13 protein-coding genes are annotated in these 11,623 nt (G+C 67.3%); 4 read left to right on the top strand and 9 right to left on the bottom strand.

The window, feature by feature from the left end; translation table 11 throughout:
- Positions 1-188: 188 nt before the first annotated feature.
- Positions 189-788, top strand: a complete 600-nt coding sequence (locus tag ABD116_RS16340) for a transposase (protein WP_343969991.1) — start codon at positions 189-191, stop codon at positions 786-788.
- On the top strand, positions 785-1,339 hold the full coding sequence (locus tag ABD116_RS16335) for a hypothetical protein (protein ID WP_343969988.1): 555 nt from the start codon (positions 785-787) through the stop codon (positions 1,337-1,339). Before ABD116_RS16340 ends, ABD116_RS16335 begins: the two co-directional genes overlap by 4 nt.
- Here ABD116_RS16335 and ABD116_RS16330 read toward each other — a convergent pair.
- Both ABD116_RS16330 and ABD116_RS16325 read right to left on the bottom strand, forming a co-directional pair.
- Positions 1,336-2,007 carry an RDD family protein gene (locus ABD116_RS16330; RefSeq protein ID WP_343969985.1) on the bottom strand — a complete coding sequence of 224 codons (672 nt, stop codon included), beginning with the start codon at positions 2,005-2,007 and terminating at the stop codon, positions 1,336-1,338. The genes ABD116_RS16335 and ABD116_RS16330 overlap by 4 nt on opposite strands.
- The gene (locus tag ABD116_RS16325; protein ID WP_343969982.1) at positions 2,004-2,747 is read right to left on the bottom strand and encodes an RDD family protein; all 744 of its coding nucleotides are present in this window, start codon (positions 2,745-2,747) and stop codon (positions 2,004-2,006) included. The genes ABD116_RS16330 and ABD116_RS16325 overlap by 4 nt, the downstream gene beginning before the upstream one ends.
- Before the next feature lie 102 nt (positions 2,748-2,849).
- Here ABD116_RS16325 and ABD116_RS16320 point away from each other — a divergent pair, with 102 nt between their 5' ends.
- Both ABD116_RS16320 and ABD116_RS16315 read left to right on the top strand, forming a co-directional pair.
- Entirely contained in the window at positions 2,850-3,296 is a 447-nt protein-coding gene (locus ABD116_RS16320; protein WP_343969979.1) for a DUF2752 domain-containing protein, read from the top strand.
- 17 nt (positions 3,297-3,313) lie between these two features.
- Positions 3,314-3,874, top strand: a complete 561-nt coding sequence (locus tag ABD116_RS16315; RefSeq protein WP_343969976.1) for a hypothetical protein — start codon at positions 3,314-3,316, stop codon at positions 3,872-3,874.
- A 66-nt stretch (positions 3,875-3,940) separates the two neighbouring features.
- On the opposite strand, the gene pstB is transcribed toward ABD116_RS16315, so the two are convergent.
- The 7 genes from pstB to ABD116_RS16280 all read right to left on the bottom strand — a co-directional run bounded on the left by pstB (position 3,941) and on the right by ABD116_RS16280 (position 11,622).
- Positions 3,941-4,717: a phosphate ABC transporter ATP-binding protein PstB gene (pstB, locus tag ABD116_RS16310; RefSeq protein ID WP_343969973.1), complete on the bottom strand. Its 777-nt coding sequence runs from the start codon at positions 4,715-4,717 to the stop codon at positions 3,941-3,943.
- 20 nt (positions 4,718-4,737) lie between these two features.
- Positions 4,738-5,658, bottom strand: a complete 921-nt coding sequence (pstA, locus tag ABD116_RS16305) for a phosphate ABC transporter permease PstA (protein WP_343969970.1) — start codon at positions 5,656-5,658, stop codon at positions 4,738-4,740.
- Entirely contained in the window at positions 5,655-6,638 is a 984-nt protein-coding gene (gene pstC / locus ABD116_RS16300) for a phosphate ABC transporter permease subunit PstC (RefSeq protein ID WP_343970972.1), read from the bottom strand. Before pstC ends, pstA begins: the two co-directional genes overlap by 4 nt.
- Before the next feature lie 314 nt (positions 6,639-6,952).
- Positions 6,953-8,086, bottom strand: coding sequence for a phosphate ABC transporter substrate-binding protein PstS (gene pstS, locus ABD116_RS16295; protein ID WP_343969967.1), 1,134 nt, complete (start codon positions 8,084-8,086; stop codon positions 6,953-6,955).
- 290 nt (positions 8,087-8,376) lie between these two features.
- Positions 8,377-8,814: a hypothetical protein gene (locus ABD116_RS16290; protein ID WP_343969964.1), complete on the bottom strand. Its 438-nt coding sequence runs from the start codon at positions 8,812-8,814 to the stop codon at positions 8,377-8,379.
- Positions 8,815-8,998: 184 nt separating this feature from the next.
- The gene (locus ABD116_RS16285; protein WP_343969961.1) at positions 8,999-10,294 is read right to left on the bottom strand and encodes a hypothetical protein; all 1,296 of its coding nucleotides are present in this window, start codon (positions 10,292-10,294) and stop codon (positions 8,999-9,001) included.
- A 17-nt stretch (positions 10,295-10,311) separates the two neighbouring features.
- Entirely contained in the window at positions 10,312-11,622 is a 1,311-nt protein-coding gene (locus tag ABD116_RS16280; protein ID WP_343969958.1) for a hypothetical protein, read from the bottom strand.
- Between the last annotated feature and the right edge of the window lies 1 nt (position 11,623).

Here is an 11,623-nt window from a genome sequence, read left to right as displayed (position 1 = left end):
CCTGACTCCGTGTGAGGGTGGGGGTGAGTCGGGGTGCGGATCCGGCCGATTTCAGCGGAGAATTGGGGGATCGGTGGCCAGCGGGGCGATCACGGTGGGTGATCGGGCGAACCGGTTCAGGTTTTTGCCTTCACTCTGAGTGAATAAGACTGTAGCCTTAACCTGCGTCGGGAAGGAGGTGCAAGGCGGTGGTCTTCGTTCTCACGGTAGATCAGCGAGGAAGCCGGAGCATCGGCGATCTCGTACCCGAGCTACTGAATACGCTGAACCGGCGGCCGCGCCGGATCGGCCTGCTGCGCAAGTTCGAGCGCACGGCCGGCGACGAGGTCCAAGGCGTTCTGTCCGAGGCCCGGGCAACGGTCGACGTCATCGTGCAGCTGCTCCGCGCGGACACCTGGTACGTGGGTCTGGGCGTCGGCGCTGTCGACCAGCCACTGCCCCGGAGTACCAGGGCAGGTAGCGGGGAGGCGTTCGTCTTCGCCCGCGAGGCGGTCAACCGGGCCAAGGCGAGCCCGCACCACGTCAACGTCGTCGGTGCGAACGAGCACGCGGCGGAGCAGGTCGAGAGCGTCCTGTGGCTGATGGCGTCGGTACTGCGTCGCAGGAGCGAGCGCGGGTGGGCAGTGGCCGACCTGCTGGCCGAGGGGCTCACCAGGCGGGAGATCGGCGTCAAGCTGGGGATCAGCCAGTCCGCTGTCACCCAGCGGGCGCAGGCGGCCGGTTTCGCGGAGGAACAGCGCGGACGGGTGCTCGCGGCAGAGTTGCTCGAGGCTGGGGAGGTTGCATGACGGCAGTGGTACTGGTGCTGACTGGGGTGGCTCTGGTGCTCGCCGTCGTGGCGTGGGTGCCCAAGTCGGGCGCCACGCTGGAGATCGTGCTCAGTGGCGTGATGCTGGCCTGCCTGACGGCGACCGGCATCCTGCTGCTGGCCGGGCACGGCGTACAGGGCTGGCGGGAGGCCTGGTGGAACATCCTCCTCATGGTCTCCGGCGGCCTCGCAGTAGCTGGTGGAGGTCCGCTGACGACGTCGGTGCTGGCGCTGGTCGACCGGGGCAACACCAGGTCGCAGTCGACCCAGCAGGCGGGCGAGGTGCTCCGCGGTGGTGCGCTGATCGGCGCCCTGGAGCGCGGAGCCATCTACGGCTCGATCGTGGCGGGCTGGCCCGAGGGCATCGCGATCGTGCTGGCCATCAAGGGCCTCGCGCGGTATCCGGAGCTGCGTAGTCCGGACCAGCCGGCGTCGGTGACGCCCACAGCGGTGGCGGAGCGATTCATCATCGGCACCTTCACCAGTGTGCTGTGGGCCGTCACCTGCGCCGGTCTGCTGCTGTCTCGCTAGACCTTGATGACGTACGTGCTCATCACCTTGTCGTGCCAGGTCTGCTTCTTGTCGTCCCACAGCGGCCACAGCGCGTTGAGCAGGCAGGCCTGGTCGAAGATGCCGCGCAGGATGTCACGCAGCAGCGACTTGCCGGCGCCGATCGGCTGGAAGTAGGTCGCGTCGACCAGCTTGATCTTCAGCACGCTCTTGCCGACGCTCTGGCCGGTCTTGCCCTGCCGGATCACCCTGTTCCACACCCACAGGCCGATGCTGGCCAGGACGCCGATGATCAGCACGATGACGGCGAACGCGCTGGGACCCTCGCCAGCGGTGGTGTAGCTGTCGCCGTCGGAGTTGGCGATCACGTTGGCGATGAAGATCCCGTACGCGATCAGGCCGGGGATGCCGGAGAGCAGACCGTCCAGGAGCGACGCACCGACCCGTGATCCCCAGTCAGCCAGCTCGGACCCACCAGGGCCGCCGTAGCCGAAGCCCTGCTGCCCGTACATCGGCTGGTCGTACTGCGGCGGACCAGGTTGCCCGTACTGAGGCTGACCGTACTGCGGCCCAGGCTGTCCGTACTGCGGCTGACCGGGTTGCCCGTACTGCGGCTGACCAGGCTGGCCGTACTGCGGAGGTTGCCCGTACTGCGGCTGGTCCTCGGGACCGTTCGGAGGCGTTGTCACAGCTTGACGACCAGCGTGTTGTTGATCTTGTCCGCGAAGGTCTGCTTCTTCTCGTCCCACAGCGGCCACAGGTAGCCGACGTAGCAGACCACGCCGTCGAGGAAGTGGGTGAGCTGGCGGACGAACGCCTTGGCCGGACCGACCGGCTGTCCGGTGGCGGCGTCGATCAGCTTGATCTTGACCACCGACTTGCCGACCGTCTGGCCCTCGTTGCCCTGCTTGATGACGACGTTCCAGATCCCGACGCCGATCGCGATCAGGACGAAGAGCAGCAGGAAGATGCTGCTGACCGACCGGCCGAGCGCAAGACCGATGGCGTACGGCACGGCGACCAGCAGGGAGTCGATGATCGCGCCACCGGCCCGCAGCGGCCACTCGGCCAGCGTGCCCGTAGGAGCGCCATAGCCCGGCTGCTGCCCGTACTGCTGCGGATAACCAGGCTGCTGCTGCCCGTACTGCGGTTGCCCGTACTGCGCCGGCGGCTGCCCGTAACCCGGCTGCTGCTGCCCATACCCAGGCTGCTGCCCGTACTGCGGCGCCGCCGGCTGGCCGTAGCCGGGCTGCTGCCCGTACTCCGGCTGCTGGCCAGGCTGACCGTACTGACCGGGCTGCTCCGGCGGTTGCCCGTACTGGCCAGGCTGCTCTGGCTGCTGGCCGTACTGACCAGGCTGTTGGCCGTACTGACCCGGTTGGTTCGGGTCTTGCGGGCCGTAACCCGGCGGTGGCGTCGGAGTGCTCACGACGATCCCTTCTACTGACATGAGGAGTGGTAGCGCTCTGACGGATCAGCTGCCTTGGCGGATCCCATCAAGTTGCCTGCGGTAGGAGATACCTTGGTGGATGTGACCCTGACACAGCAAGCTGTCGTACTCCGGCCGCGTGGGCCGGTCGAACCGCTCGACCGCCGAGTGCTCGGCGTGGCCGGCGTCGGTGTCGGCGGGTTCGCTCTCGCAGGTGTCTATCAGCTGTCCGGCTCACTGCACCTCGGCATCCCTTGTTTGCTCCACGCCACTACCGGGCTGAACTGCCCGTTCTGCGGAGCGACCAGGATGGCGGCAGCGTTGCTGCGTGGCGATCTGGACGCCGCCTGGCACTTCAACCCGGTCGTACTGGTCCTCGGCCCGCTGATCGGTGTTGCCGTCGGCTACCAACTGCTCACCTGGGGTCTGGAGAGCGCCCGGCTGATCAAGCTGCCCCGGCTGCGAATCAGCCCGGTGACGCTGAAATGGCTGCTCCGCGCGCTGGCCGTTCTATTGGTCGTCTATGGGGTCGCCCGCAATCTGAATTGAGACACTAAGGTGTCCCAGTGACCCAGCCTCCTTTGCCAGATGAGAACGGCCAGCAGCTCGAGCCCTTCCAGCAGCAGCCGCCGCAGCCCCCGGTCCCGCAGCAGCCGGGTCCGCAGGATCAGTTGCCGATGGCCCCGCAGTACGGCGCCCCGCAGTACCAGGCTCCGCAGAACCCGCAGTACCAGCAGGTCCAGGGCCAACCGGTGCAGCCGCCGGCCCAGGCGCTGCCGGCCGGGCCGGTGCTGGTGACGATCGGGGACATCTCCGTCGAGCAGTACCGGATCGTCACGCCCGCCGGTGTGCTGCCCACCCAGGGCACGAACTGGTCGGCGATGGACATGACCCGGACCGAGGAGAAGATCCCCGCCTACGCCATCGTGCTGGCGATCATCTTCTTCCTGTTCTGCCTGCTCGGGCTGCTGTTCCTGCTGATCAAGGAGCGCAAGACGACCGGCTTCGTCCAGGTGACCGTGCAGCACGGCGCCCGCACGCACAACACGCATGTGGCCGCGGCCAACCCGACCCAGGTCGCCGACACGCTGGCCAGAGTCAACTACGCCCGCACCCTCTGCGTCTGAACCCTTGCAGGCAAGGGATCCAGAGCGCGGCGGGCACGGGCGCGTTGCGTAGTACCGGGGATCGGCTCAGCCGAAGCGGCCGGTGATGTAGTCCTCGGTGGCCTTCTCGTTCGGGTTGGAGAAGATCTGCTTGGTCGGGCCCATCTCGATCAGCCGGCCGGGCTTGCCGGTGGCCGACAGGTTGAAGAAGGCGGTCTGGTCGGAGACCCGGGCCGCCTGCTGCATGTTGTGGGTCACGATGACGACGGTGAACCGGTCCTTCAGCTTCTCGATCAGGTCCTCGATCGCGAGCGTCGAGATCGGGTCGAGGGCCGAGCAGGGCTCGTCCATCAAGATCACCTCGGGCTCGACGGCGATCGCCCGGGCGATGCACAGCCGCTGCTGCTGACCACCGGACAGGCCCGAGCCGGGCTTGTCCAGCCGGTCCTTGACCTCGTTCCAGAGGTTGGCGCCCTTCAGCGACGCCTCGACCACCTCGGTGAGCTTCTTCTTGTCCTTGACGCCGTTCAGCTTCAGGCCGGATGCGACGTTGTCGAAGATCGACATCGTCGGGAACGGGTTCGGCCGCTGGAACACCATGCCGACGACGCGGCGGACCGCCACCGGGTCGACCCCGGTCGCGTACAGGTCCTGCTGGTCCAGCAGCACCTTGCCCTCGACCCGGGCGCCGGGGATCACCTCGTGCATCCGGTTCAGGGTGCGCAGGTAAGTGGACTTGCCGCAGCCGGACGGGCCGATGAACGCGGTGACCGAGCGGGGCTCGATCGTCATCGACACGTCCTCAACGGCCTTGAAATCGCCGTAGTAGACGTTGAGGCCGCTGACCTCGATGCGCTTAGCCATATCGGCTCAGAACCTCATCTCTATTTGGACTTGATGGTGCTGAACCTGGCGATCAGCCGGGCCAGCAGGTTGAGGGCCAGGACCAGGAGGATCAGCGTCAGTGCCGCTGCCCAGACCCGGTCCGCGGCGGCCGGCAGGGCCATGTCGCCACGGTCGTTGTTGATCATGGTCGGCAGCGCGCCCATGAAGCCCGAGAACGGGTTGTAGTTGATCACCTTGGAGTAGCCGACCAGGATCAGCAGCGGCGCGGTCTCACCGATCACCCGGGCCAGCCCGAGCATCACGCCGGTGATGATGCCGCCGAACGCGGTCGGCACGACGATCTTCAGGATCGTCTTCCACTTCGGCACCCCGAGCGCGTACGACGCCTCGCGCAGTTCGTCCGGTACCAGCTTGAGCATCTCCTCGGTGGAGCGCAGGACGACCGGCATCATCAGCAGGACCAGCGACAGCGACACCGCGAAGCCGATCCGGTTCTGGCCGAGGATGGTGACCCAGACCGCGTAGACGAACAGCGCCGCGACGATCGACGGGACACCGGTCAGGATGTCGACCATGAAGCTGACGACCTTGGCGCCCCTGCCGCCCTTGCCGTACTCGATCAGGTAGACCGCGCCGAGGATGCCGAGCGGCACCGCGATCACCGCGCAGATCAGCGCCATGATCAGGCTGCCGACCAGCGCGTGGTACGCGCCGCCACCCGCGCGGCGGGAGGTGATACCGCGCTGCGACTGCGACCACCAGTTGGCGTCCAGCACCAGGTGGTAGCCCTTCGAGACGACCGTCCAGAGGATCCAGCACAGCGGGATCAGCGCGATCAGGAAGCACAGCGAGATCAGCACCGTGGCCAGCAGGTTGCGGAACGCGCGGGCGCCGGACCTGCCGGTCAGGTCGAGAACCTTGCCGTCGTACTGCGGACGGTTCGCGGCGATGGTGCTCACGCGGGCGCTCCTTGCTTGGCGGCGGGCTTCGGCCGGCGAGTGCGGCGCTTGGCGCCGGGGCCCGAGCGGGCGACGATGATCCGGGCCGCCGAGTTGACGATGAAGGTGACGACGAACAGCACCAGGCCGGCCGCGATGAAGGCGCCGGTCTTGGCCGGGGTGTCGAGCTCGGCCGCGCTGGAGGCGATCTTCGAGGCGAAGGTCTCACCGCCGGCGAAGATCGACGGGTCCCACGGCGCGATCGGGTTCGGCTGGGACAAGATGATCATCACCGCGACGGTCTCGCCGAGGGCCCGGCCGAGGCCGAGCATGGCGGCGCTCGTCACGCCGGAGCGCCCGTAGGGCAGGACGGCCATCCGGATCATCTCCCACTTGGTCGAGCCGAGCGCCAGGGCGCCCTCGCGGTGGGTGACCGGGGTCTGCGCGAAGATCTCCCGGCTGATCGCGGTGATCACCGGCAGGATCATGATGGCCAGCACCAGGCCCGCGGTGAAGACGGTGCCGCGGTCGGCGTTGGCCGCTTCCTTGAACAGCGGGACCCAGCCCAGGACGTCGGAGATCGCGTGCGACACCGGCTGGATCACCGGCGCGAAGAAGACGATGCCCCACAGGCCGTAGATGATCGACGGTACGGCGGCGAGCAGGTCGACCACCGAGGCGACCGGACGGGCGAGGCGCGGCGGAGCGTAGTACGTGATGTACAACGCGACGCCGATCGCGATCGGGACCGCCACCGCCATCGCGATCAGCGAGCTGATCAAGGTGGTGTAGAACAGGGCCGCGATGCCGAAGTTCGGGTGGTCGCCACCGGGCAGCCAGGTGCGGGAGAAGAGGAAGTTGCCCTCGTTGTCGGCCAGCGCGGGGATCGCCAGCGCCAGCAGGAAGATCCCGACGAACGCGACGATCGCGACCACCAGGCCGCCGGAGCCGCGGGCCATCCCGGCGAACAGCCGGTCCCCGAGGTGTCCGACGGGGCCCAGGTCGAGTCCCTTCCGGCTGTCCGTGGTCTCTGCCGTAGCCGCAGCGGCCGGGTGCTCGGCAGCCTCGTGCTCGGCGTGTTCCCCGGCCAGACCCTCGAACCGCGGGGTGGGGCCGGACGTCTCGTGGACCAGGTCCTCGATCCGGGGTTCCTGCGTGCCTTCCGGCCGGTCTGGCGGTTCCGTGCCGTCTGGACTACTCATCGATGGTGCTCCAAGCGCCTGGGTCGGGTGGTCGGGTCAGACCACGAGCCGAAGCCCCGGCCGTCTGAGATGAACTCGGACCGGCCGGGGCTCGCAGGTGGCAAAGGTTTTCGTCAGCTGATCGACTGGATCGCGGCGTCGACCTTGATCCGGATCTCTTCCGGCAGCGGCGCGTAGTTCAGATCGGTCAGGGCAGCCTGGCCGTCCTTGCTCGCGAAGTAGCTGAGGAAGCTCTTCACCATCGCGGTCTTCTCGGCCGGCAGGCCCTTGCTGCAGACGACCTCGTACGTGGCCAGGATGATCGGGTAGGCGCCCGCCTCCTTGGTCGCGTAGTCCAGCTTCAGCGCCAGGTCGCTACCGGTACCGGCCGGCTTCGCGGCGGCCAGCGCCTTGCCCGCGGACTCGGCGGTCAGCTCGACCGGGGTGCCCGAACCGTTGTCGATCTGCGCGATGCCGAGCTTGTTGTCGACCGCGTAGGACCACTCGACGTAGGTGATCGAGTTCTTGGTGCTCTTGACGCCCTCGGCGACACCCGCGGACTTGTCCTTGCCGGCGCCGGTGCCGGTCCACTTCTTGGCCGGCTTGCCGGTCCAGGCACCCGCGCCGGAGGCGGCCAGGTACTTGGTGAAGTTCTCGGTGGTACCGGACTCGTCGGAGCGGAAGAAGACCGAGATCGGGGCCGACGGGAGCGTGACGCCCGCGTTCAGCTTGGCGATCGCCGGGTCGTTCCAGGTCTTGATGGCGCCCTGGAAGATCTTCGCGGCGGTCGGGCCGTCGAGGACCAGCTTCTGCAGACCGTCGACGTTGTACGCGATCGCGATCGGGCCGATCACCATCGGCAGGTCCAGCGCCGGGTTGTTCTGGCAGCGCTTGGCGGCCTGGGCCGTCTCCGGCTCGGCGCCGTCCACGCCCTCGGTCTTGAGGGCCGAGTCGGAACCGGCGAAGTCGACCTGGTTCGCGTTGAACTGCTTGATGCCCGCACCGGAACCGGTCGGGTTGTAGTTCACCGTGACGTCGGCGCACTTCTCGTTGTACTTGGAGATGACTTCCTCGATGGCGTTCTTCTGCGCCGAGGAGCCCTCGGCGTTCAGGGTGCCCTTCGGGCAGTCGCCCCCGGTGGAGGAAGTGTTGCTGCCCGGGCTCGAGGAGCCGGCGGGCTCCGGGTCGGAGCCACAGGCGCTCAGGGCGAGGACGCCGAGGGATGCCACGGCGACGGTGCCGACGCGGAGCAGGCGATTGACGGACACGAGAGTGTTGCCCTTCTGCAGGATTCAGACTTGTTGAACTTCCACAGACGGTAGGCAGACCAAGTGACCGACCGGTCCGTCGCCGGTGAACGAGCGGTGAACGGTTCCAATAGCGTGTGCGACGCGTGGCGTGCCGCCAGGCGGCCAACAGGTGAACTGAGTTAAGACCCGTAACGCTGAGTCACCTGAAACGGTCATTTGCTCACGTTTCGGTAACGCTCAGCGCATCCCGCGCCACCGCGAAACCGGCCCGCGCCAAGAGTAGACGCGAGCCGGCTGGTCCGGAATCGCTACATCTGGGCTGTGGTCGTCTTCGACGAGCCGCAGACGTAGATGGTGCCCTTGCAGACGGTGGCGATGACCCGCATCACGCCGACCGACTGCCGGCTGTTGGTGTGGTTCCAGATCTCACCGTTGCGCTTGTTGGCGGTGTAGACGGTGTTGTACTCGGCCCACTCGTTGGTCTGCGGTTGCTTGTAGAGGATCCGCAACTTGAGCTTGCACCCCGACCCGGCCGCCCAGGTGCTCTGCCCCTGCGGGAACACCTTGATCCAGAACTGCGCGGCATACCCGACTTCCTTGCCCAGTCCCTGGTCCATGATCTGGTAGTTGTACTTGCAGTTGCTGAAGGAATGAGTGTCGTTGACATTCCGCGCCGCCGCCGGCAACGCGGTCGCCCCGATCATCGCCACGGCCAGCGCCAGTACCGCCAAAATCTTCTTCCGCACGTTCGTGCTCCCCAGTCGTCGAAGTCGCCCTTGTGGACACCCCGAGCCAAGGAGCCGGACGTGAACAACGGATGAATCCCGACCCCGGAGGCCGAATCGCTTTGCACCAATTGCCATCCGCGAACCCGTTGCCACCAGCAAGAACCTCGCCGGAACTGCAACTACCTGCAATTCCGGCGCCGGCTCAGCTGACGGCGAGTTTGAAGGCGCGGCTGCCGGTCGCCTCGATCGGCTTGCCGTAGTACGACATCTTCGGGACCAGGACCCGCCACGAGCGGGTGGTGCCGCGGCCGGACGCCTTGACGTTCAGGGCGCCTTTGCCCTTGACCAGTTGGACGTATGCCCCGTGGTGCCAGACCTTCCCGTCCCACCATTGCAGATCCGCCCGGACTGTTGCTTCCGGCTTGATCCACACAGCCAGCTTGACCACCTGCCCGACCGTCGCGCTGCGCTTGTTGAACCAGGCTGTGAAGAAGCGCGTCTTCGTGGCGGAGTACCGCGCCGAGGTCGACACCGGTGCCGTCACCGTCCAGTGCGAGTCGTCCAGGTACTTCCAGCTCGGCACAGTCATCCGGTACTGCTGGCTGCCGAGGGCGTTGGCGAGGGTCTGGTACTGACCGTCTTCGACGTACCGGCCGAAGTAGCTCCAGGGCTTGGTCGCATCGGCCCTCGTCTGCAGCGTCATCGAGACGGGGTAGTTCTTGCGGCAGGTCGGCAATGTCGGCCCGCAGTCCTGCGCTCCGACGACGCCGGTCATCCACATGCCCCGGCCGAACTCGTTCGTGGCCGGGACGGCGAAGGTCAGTGCCATGGTGGCGAAGGTGACCGACGTGCTCGCTCTCGTCGTGCCCCATTCGTTGCTGCCGATGACACTGATCGGATACGGCCTGGGACGGGGCGGGACGGCCGCGCTGGTGGTCCCGGCCGGCTTCAGGAAGAACTCGGTCTTCGCGGCATCCGCCTCGGTCCACCAGATCACCGGACCGACGGTCGACTCGCTCGACGGGCGGTCGAGCGGGTCGCCCGGGGTTGTGTCGGCGGGAGTCGCAGCCTGGGTCCAGCGCAGTCGCAGCGACTGGTCGGGCAGCGGGTCCGCGTTGGTGAGGACAGGCGCCGTAGGTCGAAGTGAATCGAACCAGGCCGAGTTGATCGCCGGGCTCTCGACCCCTGCGGCATCCACCGTCGTCACCAGGATCCGCGAGGTCCGCTTGGCGTCGAAGAAGTCGGTGAGCACGAGCTTTTCGTTCGTACCGGCCGCTCCGGACCTGGCAAGCAGCATCAGGTCATCGGAGTCGTCGTACTGGCGGTAGACCCTGTTCGCTTCACCATTGTCGTTCCAGCGGACCTGGATCTGACCCTGGGCCGTCTCCGACCAGCTGAGCTGAAGATCTGTGGGCGCAGCCTGCGCCGCGGCCTGCGCCGGGAGTTGGCTGGTGACGAGCATGACCGCAGCCGTGCCGGCGAGGAGGGTCTTTCGCATGTCTCGAGATCCTTGGGTCAGCGGACGGTGAGTTTGAAGGTGCGGCTGGCGGTGGCCACGATCGGGAGGCCGTTCATGCTCATCTTGGGGACGACTACTCGCCAGGAGCGGGTGGTGCCTCGGCCTGAGGCCTTGAGGGTGAGGGTGCCTTTGCCCTTGGTGAGGGGGATGTACGCGCCGTGGCGCCAGGTCTTGCCGTCCGACCATTGCAGGTCGGCCTTCACGGTGCCGGCGGGCTGGACGTCGACCGTGGCCTTGACCGCCTGGCCGACCTTGGCGGTGAAGGTGTTGAAGCCGACCACCCGGAAGTAGGACTGCGTGGGGATGTAGCGCGCAGTCGTACTTACCGCCGCGCTGACGTCCCATTCGTCCTTGTACCGGTACGTCCACGCAGGCACGTAGAAGCGGTACTCACGGCCGCCGACCGCGACGCCCGCGGTCTCGAACCCGACGTTGTCGTAGATGGTGTCGGCGTACGCCGTGTAGTGGCCGGCGTACTGCCAGGGCTTGGTCTTGCTGGGCCGGGCCTGCATCGTCACGGGGACCCCGGCGCCCTGCCATAGCCGGCAGTAGTCCCGGTCGAGGCAGCTGTCCTGCCCAGCCTGGCCTTCGATGACCAGCGGCCGGCCGTACTGCCCGTAGGCGGGCACCTTGCGGAGGAACAGCTTCATGTCGGAGGCCATGACGTACCTCGACCACACCGTGCCCCACTCGTTCCGTAGCTGTACGAACGCGGGGTACGGAAGCGCCCGGGCGGGAACGACTCCAGTGCTCGCACCGGCCGGCTGCGGGAAGACCGCCTCGGGCATGTCGTAGTGCGGCATACCGACCTTCAGGTTGACCGTCTCCGGACCGGGGGCGAGGTCGAGCGGATCGTTCGGGGTCGAGTCGGTGACCGCCGTCCGCTTCCAGGCCAGTCGCAACGCACCGCCCGGCAGCGCGGTGGCCGCGGTGACGGTCGGCTGCCCGAGCAGATTGGTGTCGAACCACGGCGACACGGCCGCGGTGCTCTCCGCACCGGCGGTGTCCACCGAAACGACTCTGATCCGGGCGATCTTGTTGAACAGTGGCTGCCCACCGATCACCTCGTTCGGCAGGCTCGCCTTACGCGTGGCCCAATCAGCCGTAGGAGTGCCGTCCTTGTACTCGATCCGCAGCTTGTTCGCCTCGCCGGTGTCGGTCCAGCTGGTCCGTACCAACCCCGCGGCCGCATCGCTCCAACCGACCTGTACGTCGGTGGGCGCGGTGGGCACAGCCGCCCAAGCGGGCACCTGAACTCCGACGCAGGCAACCCCTGCGACCGCTACGACAGCAAAAGATCTACGCATC

This window comes from Kribbella koreensis, assembly GCF_039525325.1.
In the GTDB taxonomy this organism is placed as follows: Bacteria; Actinomycetota; Actinomycetes; order Propionibacteriales; family Kribbellaceae; genus Kribbella; species Kribbella koreensis.
This window is presented reverse-complemented; position numbering and strand designations above follow the sequence as displayed.